Origin of the sequence: Niallia laureatilytica, assembly GCF_046613985.1 — a bacterium.
Lineage (GTDB): Bacteria > Bacillota > Bacilli > Bacillales > Cytobacillaceae > Niallia.
In genome coordinates, this window is record NZ_JBKKHP010000008.1 from 66,395 (window position 1) to 82,827 (window position 16,433).

Genomic DNA, 16,433 nt, shown 5'->3' on the forward strand with positions numbered 1-16,433 from the left:
ATTTAACACCCCCTTTCATATGTTATAACTTAATGGAAAGGGGTTTTAAGATGAGTCTGATAAAAAAGATGATGGTTTTATCATTAATATGTGCTTCATTCTTTTCAACTACATTGATGGCACATGCAGAAACGAGTCAAGAAACACTTACAAATGGTAAAAGCAAACTAGAAGAGAAAGATAAATTGCTCGACGAAAAAGAGCAAGAACAGCAGCAGGCATCAAAAGAGCTTCAAGCTGTTCAAGACGAGCTGAAATCTACAGAAAGCCAATTAGAGGCAAGTAAAAATGAGATTTCAAGCATCGAAAGCAAGATAGAAGAAACGAAACAAAAGATAGAAGAGAAGAAAGAACAGATAGTTGTTTTAGAAGATAAAGTATTAGAACGTAAGGATGTTATGAAAGATAGACTCGTAACCTTACAAAACACAGATAAAACAAACATAATTATGGAAGTTATACTTAATGCTCAAGATTTATCCGATTTCTTAGATCGTGCAGCAGCTGTATCAGCTTTCTATAATGGAGATAAAGACCTTCTGGAACAGCAGCAGCAGGATCTTGAGACGATTGAAGCAGAGAAAAAGGATATTGATGCAAAAGAAGCAGAACTGCAGGAGAGTTATGAGTCTTTAGCTGAAAATCAAGCAGCTCTAGAAGAGAATCTCGAAAAAAGACAGGCAGCTGTAGAGAAGGCTAATAAGGAATACGAAAGCATCTCGAAAGAAATTGAGATTGCGGAGTCAGAAAAGGTAGCAATTCAAGCAGAATTGAAGAAAGCCGAAGAATCAATTAAGAAGCAGCAACAAGAGGCTGAGGCTCGCAAAAAAGCGATTGTACAGCAGCAAACAGCAGTTTCTGCTGAAACAACGGAGGCGCCGAAATCTTCCTCTTCATCTGCATCAAAATCAAAAGGTAAAAACAATTCAAGTTCTTCTTCAAAAGAAGAAAGCAGCAGTTCAAAGACAATCTATGTCTCTGCAACAGCGTACAGCCATGAGAGCACGAAGTCTGATTATACTGCGCTAGGGTATAACATTAAAAAGAATGCGAACATGAAGCTGATTGCGGTTGACCCGTCTGTTATTCCACTAGGCACTAAAGTATGGGTTGAAGGCTATGGAGAAGCAATTGCAGGTGACACTGGCGGTGCCATTAAAGGTCACAAAATTGATGTTCTCATGCCTAACAACAAAAAAGCGAAGGCCTGGGGCCGAAAAACAGTAAAAGTGAAAATCCTTGACTAATAAAGTTCAGGTGCAAAGCTCGCGCTTTGCACCTTTTTTGTCTTTGTATGAAATTTAGGAATATTTGAGAATTATTCTCAAAAATAACTGATTCATGCTATAATTACTTCTGGTCATGGAGCCAGAAAATAATGGAGAAAGACAGAGGGGTATATAAATGAAAAAAATCATGATGTTTATTTTGTTTAGTGTCCTATGCCTTGCAGGATGCGCAAGCAATGCAGATAAAGAAGAGCCAAAGGAAGAGAAAAAGGAACAGACACTTAAAGTGGCTTCCTTAATTCCTCCGATGACAGACATATTGGAAATAGCAAAGCCGCTGATGAAAGAGGAAGGCATTAATTTGGAGATTGTTGTTCTTAACGATAATGTTCAACCAAATAATGCCCTGCAAAACAAAGAGGTCGATGCTAACTTCTTTCAGCATGTTCCTTATATGGAGCAGTACAATCAAAACTCAAATGCAGATTTAGTAGCAGTACAGCCAATCTACCATGCAGTATATGGAGGATATTCTCCTAAGTATAAATCATTGGAAGACCTCCCGGATGGAGCTACTGTTGCAATTGCGAATGACCCGACAAATATCAGCAGATCTCTTGCGCTTATGGACAAATACGGGCTGATTAAGTTAAAAGATGGTGCAACTAGTACGACTGCAACAGAAGCAGATATCGCTGAAAATAAACATAACTTTGAAATCAAAAAAGTAGACTTACTTATGCTGGCACGTGTCTATGAAGATACAGATCTTACAATCATGACGCCTGCTTATGCAGAACCGCTAGGCTTAAAGCCGAACAAAGACGCTCTATTAACAGAAGGAGTAGAGTCTGCGTTTGCCATCACGCTCGTAGCACGAGAGGATAATGCCGATTCTGAAGCAATCAAGCTTCTAGCAGAAAAAATGACTGGACCTGAAGTGAAGAAATTCTTAGAGGAAGACTATAAAGATTCAGCGTTGCCAGCATTCTAATACAAAAAAAGATCCAGCTAATTACTTAGCTGGATTTCAAATATATCTATTTCAAGGGGGAACTTGAAAAAGAGTTAGTGTCTTAACATATTCTTATTGTACCCTCTAATTATGAAGAAACTATGACAAAACTATCAACTTTTCATAACAAGTTTGTGAAGCTTTGAAGACTATAGGTTAATTAAAAAAGCAGTGTGTCTCTGTGAGGGAGAACACTGCTTTAATACTATCGTTTAATTAACGGAGCAAACTAGGGAGGATTTTCCGCTGACTGCCCTTTTAAATATTCATACTTAGTCTACATACGAAAAAGCAGTGTTTCTCATAAAAGAAACACTGCTTTTTATTGCTGCTAAAGTTATTTCTTCAGCTTATTCCAAGTTTCATCAAGTGCTTTCATTGTTTCTTCTCTTGTACTTTCTTTGCCTACATAAGCTTGCAGGCTAGAACCAAATTCTTGGCCAGCACCGTCTGGATATTTCATGAACTGCCAAGTGTATGTTTTGCCTTCTTGAGAATACTTTTGAATCTCTGCGCCTAATGGACCGATATCATCAGCACTTGCTTCAATTGTTTTGAATGCAGGTACATATTTGAAGTCTTTTACTAACATTGTTTTAGCTGTATCAGAAGTAACAGTCCAGTTTAAGAAATCTAGAGCCGCTTCTTTATCAGCATCTGGAGCGCCATTGTGAACAACCCAGTTAGTTGGAACGTCTACCATCAATTTGTCTGATTGTGCTTCATCATCGCTAAGCGGCATTGGAATAAAGCCGACTTCCATATTAGGGCTCAATTTATCCAGCATCGGCTGAATCCAGTTTCCTTGTTGAATCATTGCTGCTTCACCTGTAGCGAATAAAGTGACCTGTGTATTATAGTCAGTTGTTAAAGGATTTTTGTTACCATTATCCAGTGTCAAGTCCAATAGATCAAAGTACTTGTTAAAATACTCATTGCCCTCAATCTTGCTCGTGCCATCATTCAAGCCTTTAATGAACGCATCTGCATCATCTTGATAAGCAAAAGGTACATTCAAGCCGTGGTTTGCAAGCACCCACCACTCGCCATAGCCGATTGAGAAAGGAGTAATGCCCGCAGATTTTAGTTTCTCTGCTGCTGCTTCTAACTCAGTGAAAGTAGTAGGAAGGTCTGTGATGCCTGCTTTTTTGAATAGCTCTTTATTATAAGCGAAGCCGTAACCTTCTAAGTTTACTGGCTGACCGTAAAGTTTCCCATCAATTGTCATTGGAACTAAGGCACTTTCATAAGCATCCTTCACCCATGGCTGATCAGATAAATCCTCGAGCTTATCCTTCCAAGTAATTGCTTCCTGGTAGCCGCCATTACCAAAAATATCTGGAGCTTTATTAGAAGCAAATTTAGCTTTCAGAGCAGCTGCTCCGTCTGCACCGCCTCCGACAGATTCGATATTAAAGGATACGTCAGGATGTTCTTTTGTATATGCATCTGTTAATGCTTTTAATTGATCAGCAATTTCAACTTTCCCGTTGAATATATCAACAACTACTTTTCCGTCCTTGCTGCCTGAGCTATCAGAAGCAGTTTCATTAGAACATGCTGTTGCAAGAAGAAGTGTTGCTGATAATACACCTGCTGCTAGTGAATATTTTTTGAATTTAAAACCCATTGGTTTCCCCTCCTGAATTTTAGGAAAAATTTTATATGGATCTCCATCCTTTAAAAAGGATGGAGGCTGATCCCGAATGTAGCTGTGCTTATTTGATAGAACCGCTTGTGATACCTTTGATAATATGTTTTTGCATCGCAAAGAAGAAAATCAATAATGGAATGATGCCGAGCATTAATGCGGCTAGTGCTAGATCCCATTGCTTTGTATATTGGCCAAAGAAGAAGAAGGTAGCCAAAGGAATTGTCCGCAATTCTGGATTCTGCAAGACAAGGGATGGAAGCAGATAATCATTCCAAATCCATAAACTGTTAAGGATAACAATTGTTACAGTGATTGGCTTTAACAGCGGGAAGACGATGCGCCAGAATAAACCGAAACGTGAACATCCATCGATAATTGCAGCTTCTTCTAATTCCACTGGTATTCCTTTAATGAATCCGTGATATAAGAAGATAGTCATACCTGATCCAAATCCTAAGTACATGATGACAAGCCCCCAGATGCTGTTCAGCAAGTTCAAGTTGCCGGCTGTCTTAATTAATGGAATCATGATGGATTGGAACGGGATAATCATTGCAGCAACAAAGGACATAAAGATGATATTAGAAATTTTCTTTTTAGTCCTTACAAGCATATACGCAGCCATTGAACAGAACACAACTAATACAATATTGCTTGCGATGGTGATAATTAAAGAGTTGCTTAGTACCTTTAAGTAATCAAGCTTTTCAAATGCACTTACATAGTTTTGGAACTGAAGCACCTTAGGCAATGCTGATGTATTCGTCAAAATTTCAGCAAATGGCTTTAAGGAGTTGGCGATTACATAATAGAATGGTACGAGAAACACAAGTCCAATCAGTATCGCGAATATTTCCAGAATAAAGGTTTTTCCAGTATATTTGCTGCCCATTAGGATTCAACCTCCTTCTTCTTAGACAGTGTAACTTGAAGGACAGAGATTGTTGCCACAACAAGGAAGAATATTAATGCTTTTGCTTCGCCAATTCCGTAGCGGTTGTTAACAAATGCTTCTGTGTAAATGTTAAGCGCTAACATTTCTGTTGACTTAAATGGGCCACCATTTGTCAGGGACAGGTTTGCGTCAAAGATTTTGAAGGAAGACGCAGTTGTTAAGAACAGACAGATTGTTACCGCTGGCGCAACTAAAGGTAAAGTGATATGACGCAATATTTGCCATTTATTTGCTCCGTCAATCTTAGCTGCTTCAATAAGCTCTTGCGGAACATTTTGTAATGCAGCAATGTAAATAATCATAATATATCCAGCACCTTGCCAGACGCTGACAATAACAATTCCCCAGAATGCGGTATTTGCATCTCCGAGCCATGCCAGCTCAAAGAGCGGAATGCCAGTTAACTCTCCAATTGAAGCGAAGCCTCTTACAAAGATGAACTGCCAGATGAATCCTAGCAATAAGCCTCCAAGAAGATTCGGCATGAAGAAAACTGTCCGAAGAATATTTCTTGTTTTCAGCATTTGTGTAACTAAAAGTGCTAAGCCGAAGCCAATTAAATTCGTCAATACAATGGCGACAATTGTATACTTTGTCGTCAGCAGGAATGACGCTTGAAATTGCTTATCCTCTGTAAACAAGTATTTAAAATTATCCAGTCCAACCCATTTTACTTGTCCTGTAATGCCGTTCCAATCAGTAAAAGAATAATAGATTCCGGTAAAGAATGGGATTAAGACAATAATGGTAAAGGCGAGAAACACAGGACCCACAAATAGTGTGAACAGCCCTGCATTTTTCAGTCTCTTTTTCTTGGCTGTTGTAATAGGCTTTTTGGTATTTCTGTTAATAGGTGTAACAATAGTGGAATTATTATGTTCCTCTAATTTATTTTGGTTGTTCACTTTCCGCACCTCCTGTATGTATAATGTAAGTTATAAAATGATTTTATGAAACGGCTTACATTGACGACAAGGGTGGAAAATATTAAACCGCCCTTTTTAGGCGCGGTGATGATAATAGAGATATATTAAATAGGAAGAGTGTGCACAAAGCAGATAAAAGTTGCTCATACTTCCACACTTATGCTAGTACATATAGAAGGGAGGGCAGGTCAGGAGAGAACACCTTTGAACTGCTGACCAGAATAATGAGATGGGGAATCCGGAAAAAACTGATACTGCTGCTGATGATAGCGACCATTCTTCCTTTTGGAACGGGGATTATCATCACCTATTATTATACGATTGACTCTATTAAGGAAAGGTCTGTCACAACTAACTATGACTTTATTAAAAAGGGAGAAGAGGAGCTTTCTGTTTATTTAGAGGATATTGCGCAGATGTCTTCTGTATTGTACCGGTATACTCCTTTCATGAATGTGCTTGTAAATGGGATTGAGGATGACAGTTCTGTTAATGAGGAGGAGGTAAGACGACTGCTGGCGTACTTGTTTAACACAAGAACAGAAATTGAACAGATGCATCTGTACATTGATAATGGGAAAGATTCTTATACAAATTATCATAGTAAAATCAGCGGCAGGGTAAAGTATGAAAATGTTTTTGACCATCCGTACTATGCGCAATTTAAGACGAACAAGGCGGACTATTCTCTTATTGAAGCACCGCATGAAATTTACAGCTATAATAATATCTCTGAAATTCCCAATTCAGAGAAAAATAATGTCTTAAGCTTTCATAATATAATCCGCAATATACCTGCAGAGGATTTCCTCGGTTATTTGTCGATTGACATCAATCTTTCGAGGATTGAGAGCATCGCCGAGCGCCTGTACACAGCAGGAGAAGAGGATTTATATATTGTTGATGACAAGAAAAAGATTATCTATTCTTCAACCAAAGAGGAAATTGGCAATGGAATGACAGAGGCTTGGTATGAAAAGATGCTTGATACGCGTGCAGAACAAAGCTATGAGTGGGAAGATGACGAGTTTTCCGGTGTAATCGTATTCCAGAAGTTCTCAGTTCAAGAGAATGACTGGTATATAGCAAAACGTATTCCGTATGCAATTTTATACCAGACTGCAAGAGAAACGGTTGTTATGAATAGTTTAATAGGAGTTATTGCTTTGGCAATCGTGCTGTTGGTCACATCACTCGTATCGGTAAAGGTGACAGCGCCGATTAAAGTGCTGATTGCCAATATGAAAAAAGTTGAAAGCGGTCAGCTGGAAGCAGACTTCGATTCTTTAGGCAATGACGAAATCGGGATGCTTGGGAAGCACTTTAAATCAATGATCGGAAAAATTAACTTGCTGATTGATAAAGAGTATAAGTTAGAAATCGAAAATAAGGCGTCACAGCTGAGGGTATTGCGGTCTCAGATAAATCCTCACTTTTTGTATAACAGCCTACAGTCGATAGGTACACTTGCATTAAAGTCGAAGGCAGCAAATGTATACTCCTTGTTGACATCCTTATCGAATATAATGCGGTACAGCATGAATATGCAGGAGGATATTGTTCCATTTTCGATGGAAATAAAGCATGTACAAGCATATTTATCGCTGCAAAAGCAGCGCTTTGATGAACAGTTTGAATTCAATATCCATGTATCACCAGGCCTTGGAAATATCCTTGTCCCGAAAATGATTTTGCAGCCAATCGTTGAAAACTGCTTTAAACATGGGTTTGCAGATCAAGTTAAGCTGGCAACAATCACTATTCAAGCTTCGTTATTGAACGATTATATTGTTTTGTCGGTCAGTGATAATGGTAAAGGAGCTAGCATGGAGGAGCTTCAGGAAATCAGGCAGAAGCTCTATAAGAAGGGGAATATAGCAGAACCTGGACAAAGGGAATCAATCGGACTTAAGAATATTTATGAACGAATCCAGATTTATTATGGAAATCAAGCTGAGATGATTATCAGCGGTAAGGAAGATCAAGGATTCATGGTAGAAATATATATTCCAAAGATAATTAATGGGGTGCAGGAACAATGAAAGTTTTGATTGTGGATGATGAAAAGCATGTCAGGGAAGGCATTCGGCTTCTTGCAAATTGGGAAGAGAACAATATTAATGAGATCTATGAGGCAAGCAATGGGGAAGATGCAATCGAGCTTATTGAACGCTACAAGCCAGAGTTGATTTTTTCTGATATGAAGATGCCGAAAATGGATGGAACGAAATTGCTGGAATGGATTAAGCAAAATCAGCCGACTAGCAAGACTGTCGTCATTACAGGCTATGATGACTATGATTACATGCGAAAAGCCATTCATTTCAACAGCTTTGATTATTTACTAAAACCTGTAGATCCAGAGATATTAAATAATACCCTGAAGAATGCCGTGGAAAGATGGAACGAAGAAGAAGTGGACAGGAAAAGGAAGGTGAATTCAGATCAGCTTATTAATAAGATGAAGCCAGCATACCGGGACAGAAAGCTGACCCATTTTTTAACAAGCAGATCTGTCAATGAAGAGGTCTTACGCGAATTCCAATTCTATTTAGCAAGTGAATACAGGGTTGCTGTTATGTGCATCACAGAAAAAACAATTGAACAGTTTAACAGAGACAGGGAGTTAGCTTACTTTTCCATCTTGAATATTATCACGGAGGCACTTAGTGAAAGAAGGAGCGGGATTGCGTTTCGCTATCTGGCTAATAAAGGTGAAATCGCGATTATCCTGTGGAATAAATCGGAGGATGTTGACCCTTTACTCACAGAAATTTATAAAAAAATTCAGCATACATTTGAAGTTTCCTGTCCGATTGCAGTTGGCGGTCCTGTCGGGGAGCTTGCGAAATTAATGGACTCTTATGAGGCGGGGAAAGAGCTGCTATATTCCATGAATGTTTTAGAAAAGCGTGCAGTTAGGGTGTACAGCGGGTCTTTGCTGCCAAAGCTAGAATGGAAAAGTTTAATGAAGCACAACTCAGCGATTAAAATGGCGATGCAGACAGGAGAAATTGGTGCTTTTCGAGAATTATTAGAGCAAGTTGCAGCAGAATATACCGAAAATGGATTTCTATCATGGAAGCAGCTTTTACATTTTGAGAAGGAATATAGAGTCGTCGGAGAACGGTGGTATAAGAACTATCAAATAGCTTTCCCGGAGGCATGGGAAAGTGCTGAAAACAGAACAGATAGCTTTTTTGAGTCAGATGGAAGCTTTCAGCTAGAAGCATATAAAACATATATAAAAAGAGAAATTGCTGTGTTTCTGAAAAAGGTGAAGCGGGCTTCTGCAACGAAAGAAAGCAGCATCATCTACGAGATTGAAAAGTATTTGCACGCGAATTTCAACAGAGATGTCAAATTACAGGAGCTTTCCGAACGCTTTTTTATCAGCAGGGAATATATCTCAAGAAAATTTAAAAAGGAATTCCAAGTAACCATTACGGATTACTTAACGAAAATCAGGATTGAAAAGGCTAAATCCCTGCTTGTAAACAGCTCGCTAAAGATATATGAGATTGCCAGTATGATAGGCTATCAGGATGACAAGTACTTCCGCAAGCTGTTTAAGAAAACAGTTGGTGTCACTCCAAATGAATATAGAGATGCACAAATCACCAATACGTTAAAGTAAATTAAAAGTAACGTCTATATTGTTTTAATCACTAATATAAGGGTAAAGGGAAGTTCAATATATTCCACCCTATTTGCTCAATGTAAGCAGTTTCAATCTGGGGGATATGCTTTAAAATATAAAGGAAACATATCAATTATTAAAAAGGCTTTTTTGTAAACCAGCAGAGTGTTTGGACTTTTTAAAATAGATGAGGTGCATATAGATGAACAAAAAATGGTGGAAAGAATGCGTAGCCTATCAAGTATATCCGCGAAGCTTCATGGACAGCAACGGCGATGGAGTGGGAGATTTAAAGGGAGTTACCTCCAAGCTTGATTACTTGAAAGAGTTAGGCATTGATGTTATTTGGCTATCCCCGATGTTTAAATCACCGAATGATGACAATGGTTATGATATCTCAGATTATCAGGATATTATGGAGGATTTCGGTACGATGGAAGACTTTGATGAGCTTCTTCACGAGGTACACGCTAGAGGGATGAAGCTTATACTTGATTTGGTTATTAATCATACGAGTGATGAGCATCCTTGGTTTATTGAATCTCGTTCATCTAAGGACAATCCAAAACGAGATTGGTATATATGGAGAGATGGCAAGGATGGGAAAGAGCCGAATAACTGGGAATCGATTTTCAGCGGCTCTGCCTGGAAATATGATGAGGAAACAGAGCAATACTTCATGCATATATTCTCGGGGAGACAGCCTGATTTAAACTGGGAAAACCCTGAGGTGCGGGAAGCTCTCTATAACATGGTTAACTGGTGGCTTGATAAGGGGATAGACGGTTACCGGGTTGATGCTATTTCTCATATTAAAAAAGCACCAGGCTTGCCGGATTTATACAATCCTGACCATTTGGAATATGTTCCGAGTTTTCCTTACATGATGAATGTACACGGAATTGATGAGTTCTTAACAGAATTTGCTGATAAAACAATCAAAAACTATGACATTATGACAGTCGGAGAAGCAAATGGTGTCGGCCTTGATGATGCGGACAAATGGGTAGGCGAAGAAAACGGTTATTTCAACATGATATTTCAGTTTGAGTTCTTAAGTTTATGGAATAAAGATGATGAAGACAAAGTCGATATTATTGCCTTAAAAAGGGTGCTGTCCAAATGGCAAAAGGGTTTAGAAGGCCGAGGCTGGAATGCTTTGTTTATCGAAAATCACGATCAGCCGCGCAGGGTGTCTTCCTGGGGAAATGATAAGCGCTATTGGAAAGAGAGCGCGAAAATGCTTGCATCTATGTATTTCTTAATGAAGGGAACACCATTTATTTATCAAGGTCAGGAAATTGGCATGACAAATGTTCAATTCCCTTCTATTGATGATTATGATGATGTTGGCATGGTTAACTTCTATAAAGTGGAATCGGAAAAGGGAGTTCCTCACGAGGATATTATGAAGGTTGTCTGGAAGCAGGGCCGTGATAATGCCCGGACGCCGATGCAATGGAATGCAGAAAATATGGCTGGCTTTACAACATCAAACCATACATGGATAGGAGTAAATCCTAATTATCTGGAAATCAATGTAGCTAATCAAGAGCAGGACCCTGATTCCATCCTTTCGTTTTATAAAGAGCTGATTAAACTGAGAAAAGGAAGCCCTCTGTTCACTTACGGAAGCTACCAGCTTTATTTGGCGAATCATCCAAGATTATTTGTATACACGAGAACTTTAGGTAAAAGAAAGGCTATCATTATTAATAACTTCAGTGATAAGCCGACCATTTTCAAGGTTCCATCAGAGCTTGTGTATCAATATTCTGAGCTGGCTTTAACTAATTATGAGGTTAAGGATAAAAAGCTCCGCAAGAAAACAGCTCTTAAACCATTTGAGACAAGAGTATACTTTATTTCATAACTTGCTTGCATAAGGAAGGCTTAGCCAAAGAGGGCTAAAGCCTTTTTTTGTTTGTATATAATATGTTTATGTGTATAGTTGGTTGTAGGATTAAACAGTTAAGAAAGGAGCGGGGAGAATGAAGGGAAAAGATTATGACAAAATACTGCGTATCAAGACAGAAGGAGAGCAGGCAGGCTTCAACAGCTCCTTCCATTACCACCGTTATGAACCGACACCATATGGGTATTTGACAGCATTTTTTGAGGAGTACAAGCTAAAAGAAGCAGATCGTATTGTTGACTTCGGATCGGGGAAAGGGAGACTGCTATTTTTGCTTCACCATTTATTCCAAACCACAGGCATTGGTATCGAGATGAATGAGCAGTTCCATACAGAGGCTATAACCAATAAATCGAGCTATTTTGCTAACAAGAAAAAGCAGGGAGAGCAAATACAGTTTCTCTTATGTAAAGCAGAGGATTACGCAATCCATCCTAATGATACTATCTTTTATTTCTTTAATCCTTTTTCTGTGCAGATCTTTCGGAAAGTCATCAATAATATTTTACTGTCTGCAGAGCAGCATGCCCGAGCTATCAGAATCATCTTATATTATCCATCAGATGAGTATATTTACTTATTAGATGAGCACCCGTCCTTTGTGAGGGAAGCTGAATTTTTCGTGCCTGCAGTGCATGAGGATTCGAGAGAGAAATTCCTTGTTTATAGCCATACGTAAAGAGAAGTACAAAGTTATCAAAATTGGAAGAAAATGCTGTAGCTACATCTCTTGTAGAACAAACCATTATCCTATATAGTCATAGATAAATAGTATAAAAGTCGTAGGATTAAAGTTTGTAATGGCAAAATAAACTACAATACTATTAATCTGTTGAATCCATCAAGAGGGAGAATTAATATGTTTACATTGCCAGATAGCAGTAAAGTAGTTTATTTAGAAGGCCATTATTCCATGCCTGTAGTAGCATTATCGATTATTATTGCGTGTATTTCAGCTTATACTGCTATATCAATTAATGAGCGTATAAGGTACAACAGCTTTTTCCATCGTTATGTATGGCTGACCCTTGCGTCCTTTACAATGGGATTCGGAATTTGGTCCATGCATTTTATCGGAATGAGTGCCTTGATGCTGCCAACCTCGATGCACTATCACCTCGGTTTGACTGTCCTATCTGTATTGCCTGCAATGCTTGCATCTTTTCTGGCATTCTATATGACAAGTTCTGGGAGTAAGTCTGTCACATCGATTGTCATCTCAGGAATTGTTATGGGTTTAGGGATTTCACTCATGCATTATATTGGCATGATGGCGATGATTATGGAGGATGTGCAATATACGTATCGGCTTAATTATTTTATTTTATCCGTTCTAATCGCGATTATTGTTTCATTTGTCTCATTATTTATTTTTGCGCGGATGAACAGATTTATGAACAACTTGGTGTTAAAGCTGATAACAGCCATCATAATGGGCCTTGCTGTTGCGAGTATGCATTATACAGGCATGTATGCAGTTAAATACTATGTTGATGCAGATGTACAGCTGAATAACAGTATGCATGAAATGAATGTTGGCTTCTTGATTCTATCCGTTGCTGCCGGGACGTTTGTTGTGCTGTTTATTTCTGGTTTATCGGCATTGCTTGATCGGTATGTTGATTATCGCCTCAATTATTTTGACTCCCTCACAAGGCTGCCAAACAGAAGACAGTTTGAGAAAATAATTCATACTCCAGGAAATATTAAAGGACTTGCTGTTCTTCATATTCATGATTTGGAGAAATGGAATAACACATACGGCTTTGAGTTCGGTGATGAAATCATCCGCTATATTGAACAGATTACTGTTAAGCTGAAGCCGAAGACAGTTGCCGTCTATCGTATTGAGGGTAACAGGCTTGGGTTTATCAGCACAAGCAAAGAGGATAATAAAAAAATGGAAGAAATGGCAAAACAAATTTGTGCTATTCTTTCATCTGCTCTTAATATCAATGACAGAATGATTATGATTAAGACTGTTTTTGCGATATCACTTGTTGAAAAAAAACGTGATGAAACGCAAGTTTATGAAAATGCCCTTGCTGTTTTGAATCATCATTCTGTTAAATATGAGCATGAAGTAATCACATATGATCCAGCCATTCATGTTCAGTCCTTCCAGACAACACTAATCGCAGATGTGGAAGAAGCGATGAGCAATGATCAGTTTTACCTCATGTATCAGCCGAAGGTGGAAATGCATTCAAATAAGATAACAGGACATGAAGCTTTATTGCGCTGGAATCACCCGATTTACGGATTCCTGTCACCAGCTGTCTTTATTCCGATCTTAGAATCTGCTGATAAAATGTTCGATGTCACAGACTGGGTCATAGACAGAGTATGCCGCCAGATTGCGGAATGGGAGAAAAACGGAACAAGAAAGCCTGTTTCTGTTAATATCCCTGGCCCCTATGTAACATCGCCAAGGCTGATGTCCTACTTAGAGGACCGTGTTACAAAGTATGGGTTTAATCCAGAGCTTCTGGAGCTTGAAATGACGGAAACGAGCGCGGTTGAGAATATTGAGGGTGCTATTCAAGCAGTCCATGCATTCCGTAACTTCGGCTTTTCTGTGGCCCTTGATGATTTTGGGACAGGAGTTTCCTCCTTATCTTATCTCAAGAGATTGCCAGTCACTACATTGAAAATCGACAAATCATTTGTTGATGGAGTTCCAGGCTCACGAAAAGACTCTGAAATTATGAAAGCAATCATTGCTTTAGGTAATTCCCTGCATTTAAATATTGTCATTGAAGGGGTAGAAACAGAGCAGCAAGTAACGTACTTGTCCACTGTGGATGGGTGCAAGGTGCTGCAAGGGTATTATTATGCGAAGCCAATGGTGCAAAGTGAACTGGAGGATTGGTGTCACAATTTCACGACGAAAACGGCTATATAATAGGAAGTGTATATTTTTAAAGAGGAGTTTCTTTATTTGTTGCAAAACAAAAAAAGAAGCTCTTTTTTTGAGGAAAAAGAGGACTTGTTAGTTAAATCATATTCGCCTTACAGATTTCTTCTGTTTTTCGGCTTTGCAAAGAAGGAACAATAAAAAATCAGTGAGAAAATCCCGATTAATTCCGCTAGAAATAAACCATTAAGGATTGTGCTTAACATTTTGCATCCCTCCGATATGATTGCTTCTTACACCTTTACTATACCCAGAAAGCATGTAGCTACCGTTAATGTATTATTAAATTAAAGTAATGAATGTATATTATTTATGAAGCATAAGTATTTGTTTGTTTAGCTAGAAGCAGGCATGCTATAGTAACAGATGAGGAGTGTTAACAATGTACTTAACAATTGAAGAAACGGCTGAATATTTATCTGTGTCTGTGTCTTATGTGGAAAATCTAGTGCTGCAAGGAAAAGTTCGGGTGCTACATGATGAGGACGGGAATGTATTAATCTATAAAGATCAGTTTAAAACCCATTTTAAACAGCTGGAAAAGTATCAGCTGCTTATGCAGGAACTAGCGAACGAACCGATACCGGAAGATAAAGATATTAAGGATGAAGACTAGGTATTCATAAATAGAAAGAAGGCGAATGGATAATAAGACCATTCGCCTTTTCTTCATGTACTTAATCCTCTATTGGGAATACTATACTCATTGCTTGCTTCGTTTTAAGCTTCCAGCCATTCTTGAGACCATTTTTCAATTTCTTTCATTAATGGCTGCAGGGAACGGCCTTTTTCAGTCAGAGAGTATTCTATGCGCACAGGAATTTCCGGGTAAACGTCCCTGATGACAATTCCTTGTTTTTCTAATTCTTTAAGCCTTTCTGAAAGAAGCCGCCCGCTGATTCCAATAGATGATTCAATGGTGCAGAAGCGCTGAGATCCATTCAGCAGCTGATAAATAATTAAACCAGTCCAACGCTGACTTAACAGTCCCATGGCTTTTTCAAACCTTGGGCAAATGACGGATGGATTCATGATATTTCACTCCTTTTTTTTATTATACAATAGTTATTACCTTAAGTAAAAATATTATCATTTATAAATTACTTACTTTACAATCATTGTTTATTAAAATATAATTACTTACATAAAGTAAGTGAGGTTAACAAAAATGACAGGAGGAGTTCCCTTGAGTTTTCACGAGTATCCTAATTTATATGTAGAGAATGTTACGTTAAAGGTTAAAAATTTGCAGAAGATGATTACCTTTTATAAGGAGATTATCGGGTTTCAAGTACTAGAGCAAACAGACAGTAAAGCAGCTTTAACAGCAGATGGAAAGACAGCGCTTCTTTATTTAGAAGAATTGAAAGAGGCAGAAGATAAGCGACGTCGCACAACTGGCCTGTATCATTTTGCTTTGCTTCTGCCGACAAGAGAGGATCTTGGCACACAGCTGCAGCATCTGTTAGAGAGCGGTTATCCATTGCAAGGAGCTTCTGACCATAATGTAAGTGAAGCACTTTATTTAGGTGATCCAGAGGGGAATGGGATTGAAATTTACCGTGACCGTGCTGCAAACCAATGGGCATGGGAAGATGAGTTTGTAAAAATGGACACACTGCAGCTGGATGCGCAAGGTGTGCTAGATGCTGGTAGAAATAAACAGTGGCTTGGTTTGCCAAGAGACACAAAAATGGGGCATATTCATTTACATGTGGCTGAATTGGCAGAGACAGCGGATTTTTATGTGAAGGGATTAGGCTTTAATATTGTGCAAAAATATGGAACACAAGCCTTTTTCATTTCTACAGGCAAGTACCATCATCATATTGGCTTAAATACATGGAATGGTGTCGGTGCACCTGCACCGCAGGACAATAATCCAGGCTTAAAATACTTCGACTTGAAGGTTCCGAGCAAAGAAGCAAGAGATGAGATTGCAGCAAGACTTGAGGGCATGGATGCTGAAATTACAAAGACGAACGATGCTTACTATGTAAAGGACCCTTCTGGGAACACAATTCGCTTAGTTCTATGATTAATATTTAAAAATTTGTGATTAAAAAAATTGCCTAATTCCCACTTTATTATTAAAATTTTAAATAGTGATTACTACAATAGGAAAATATTAAAATTGGACGGTTTTTCCTTTGAAAATTTCCAATCATAATTTTTTAGAATA

The 16,433-nt window shown here is 38.5% G+C and carries 13 protein-coding genes; 9 read left to right on the forward strand and 4 right to left on the reverse strand.

Annotation, left to right across the window (positions count from 1 at the left end; translation table 11 throughout):
* The first annotated feature begins 50 nt into the window (after positions 1-50).
* A complete protein-coding gene (locus ACLIJJ_RS18305) occupies positions 51-1,247 on the forward strand; it encodes a 3D domain-containing protein (RefSeq protein WP_411411447.1) in 1,197 nt (398 codons plus the stop codon).
* A gap of 157 nt (positions 1,248-1,404) precedes the next feature.
* On the forward strand, positions 1,405-2,223 hold the full coding sequence (locus ACLIJJ_RS18310; RefSeq protein WP_233316254.1) for a MetQ/NlpA family ABC transporter substrate-binding protein: 819 nt from the start codon (positions 1,405-1,407) through the stop codon (positions 2,221-2,223).
* A gap of 358 nt (positions 2,224-2,581) precedes the next feature.
* On the opposite strand, the gene ACLIJJ_RS18315 is transcribed toward ACLIJJ_RS18310, so the two are convergent.
* From ACLIJJ_RS18315 to ACLIJJ_RS18325, 3 genes are all read right to left on the reverse strand, one after another.
* Positions 2,582-3,874 (reverse strand): ABC transporter substrate-binding protein, encoded by a 1,293-nt coding sequence (locus ACLIJJ_RS18315; protein WP_233316255.1) that lies wholly within the window; start codon positions 3,872-3,874, stop codon positions 2,582-2,584.
* An 88-nt stretch (positions 3,875-3,962) separates the two neighbouring features.
* On the reverse strand, positions 3,963-4,790 hold the full coding sequence (locus ACLIJJ_RS18320) for a carbohydrate ABC transporter permease (RefSeq protein ID WP_233316256.1): 828 nt from the start codon (positions 4,788-4,790) through the stop codon (positions 3,963-3,965).
* The gene (locus ACLIJJ_RS18325) at positions 4,790-5,758 is read right to left on the reverse strand and encodes a carbohydrate ABC transporter permease (protein ID WP_237940650.1); all 969 of its coding nucleotides are present in this window, start codon (positions 5,756-5,758) and stop codon (positions 4,790-4,792) included. Before ACLIJJ_RS18325 ends, ACLIJJ_RS18320 begins: the two co-directional genes overlap by 1 nt.
* Before the next feature lie 245 nt (positions 5,759-6,003).
* Between ACLIJJ_RS18325 and ACLIJJ_RS18330 the strand changes: the two genes are divergently transcribed.
* The 6 genes from ACLIJJ_RS18330 (at position 6,004) to ACLIJJ_RS18355 (ending at position 14,867) form a co-directional block, all read left to right on the forward strand.
* Entirely contained in the window at positions 6,004-7,821 is a 1,818-nt protein-coding gene (locus ACLIJJ_RS18330) for a cache domain-containing sensor histidine kinase (protein WP_237940653.1), read from the forward strand.
* Positions 7,818-9,416, forward strand: coding sequence for a response regulator (locus tag ACLIJJ_RS18335; RefSeq protein WP_233316259.1), 1,599 nt, complete (start codon positions 7,818-7,820; stop codon positions 9,414-9,416). The genes ACLIJJ_RS18330 and ACLIJJ_RS18335 overlap by 4 nt, the downstream gene beginning before the upstream one ends.
* 205 nt (positions 9,417-9,621) lie before the next feature.
* Positions 9,622-11,292 carry a glycoside hydrolase family 13 protein gene (locus ACLIJJ_RS18340; RefSeq protein WP_411411448.1) on the forward strand — a complete coding sequence of 557 codons (1,671 nt, stop codon included), beginning with the start codon at positions 9,622-9,624 and terminating at the stop codon, positions 11,290-11,292.
* Positions 11,293-11,410: 118 nt separating this feature from the next.
* Entirely contained in the window at positions 11,411-12,013 is a 603-nt protein-coding gene (locus tag ACLIJJ_RS18345) for an SAM-dependent methyltransferase (protein ID WP_233316261.1), read from the forward strand.
* 180 nt (positions 12,014-12,193) lie between these two features.
* On the forward strand, positions 12,194-14,239 hold the full coding sequence (locus ACLIJJ_RS18350; protein WP_411411449.1) for a bifunctional diguanylate cyclase/phosphodiesterase: 2,046 nt from the start codon (positions 12,194-12,196) through the stop codon (positions 14,237-14,239).
* A gap of 394 nt (positions 14,240-14,633) precedes the next feature.
* Positions 14,634-14,867: an excisionase family DNA-binding protein gene (locus ACLIJJ_RS18355; RefSeq protein ID WP_233316263.1), complete on the forward strand. Its 234-nt coding sequence runs from the start codon at positions 14,634-14,636 to the stop codon at positions 14,865-14,867.
* 104 nt (positions 14,868-14,971) lie between these two features.
* Here the strand turns inward: ACLIJJ_RS18355 and ACLIJJ_RS18360 are convergent, their stop codons facing one another.
* Entirely contained in the window at positions 14,972-15,283 is a 312-nt protein-coding gene (locus tag ACLIJJ_RS18360) for a winged helix-turn-helix transcriptional regulator (RefSeq protein WP_233316264.1), read from the reverse strand.
* A gap of 154 nt (positions 15,284-15,437) precedes the next feature.
* On the opposite strand from ACLIJJ_RS18360, the gene ACLIJJ_RS18365 reads away from it, so the two are divergent.
* Positions 15,438-16,289: a VOC family protein gene (locus tag ACLIJJ_RS18365; RefSeq protein ID WP_233316265.1), complete on the forward strand. Its 852-nt coding sequence runs from the start codon at positions 15,438-15,440 to the stop codon at positions 16,287-16,289.
* Positions 16,290-16,433 lie beyond the last annotated feature (144 nt).

What these genes read in the sequence shown, in the direction of transcription:
- ACLIJJ_RS18305 (WP_411411447.1), top strand. Translation starts at nt 51, where the DNA reads ATGAGTCTGATAAAAAAGATGATGGTTTTATCATTAATATGTGCTTCA.
- ACLIJJ_RS18310 (WP_233316254.1), top strand. Translation starts at nt 1,405, where the DNA reads ATGAAAAAAATCATGATGTTTATTTTGTTTAGTGTCCTATGCCTTGCA.
- ACLIJJ_RS18315 (WP_233316255.1), bottom strand. Translation starts at nt 3,874, where the DNA reads ATGGGTTTTAAATTCAAAAAATATTCACTAGCAGCAGGTGTATTATCA.
- ACLIJJ_RS18320 (WP_233316256.1), bottom strand. Translation starts at nt 4,790, where the DNA reads ATGGGCAGCAAATATACTGGAAAAACCTTTATTCTGGAAATATTCGCG.
- ACLIJJ_RS18330 (WP_237940653.1), top strand. Translation starts at nt 6,004, where the DNA reads ATGAGATGGGGAATCCGGAAAAAACTGATACTGCTGCTGATGATAGCG.
- ACLIJJ_RS18335 (WP_233316259.1), top strand. Translation starts at nt 7,818, where the DNA reads ATGAAAGTTTTGATTGTGGATGATGAAAAGCATGTCAGGGAAGGCATT.
- ACLIJJ_RS18340 (WP_411411448.1), top strand. Translation starts at nt 9,622, where the DNA reads ATGAACAAAAAATGGTGGAAAGAATGCGTAGCCTATCAAGTATATCCG.
- ACLIJJ_RS18345 (WP_233316261.1), top strand. Translation starts at nt 11,411, where the DNA reads ATGAAGGGAAAAGATTATGACAAAATACTGCGTATCAAGACAGAAGGA.
- ACLIJJ_RS18350 (WP_411411449.1), top strand. Translation starts at nt 12,194, where the DNA reads ATGTTTACATTGCCAGATAGCAGTAAAGTAGTTTATTTAGAAGGCCAT.
- ACLIJJ_RS18355 (WP_233316263.1), top strand. Translation starts at nt 14,634, where the DNA reads ATGTACTTAACAATTGAAGAAACGGCTGAATATTTATCTGTGTCTGTG.
- ACLIJJ_RS18360 (WP_233316264.1), bottom strand. Translation starts at nt 15,283, where the DNA reads ATGAATCCATCCGTCATTTGCCCAAGGTTTGAAAAAGCCATGGGACTG.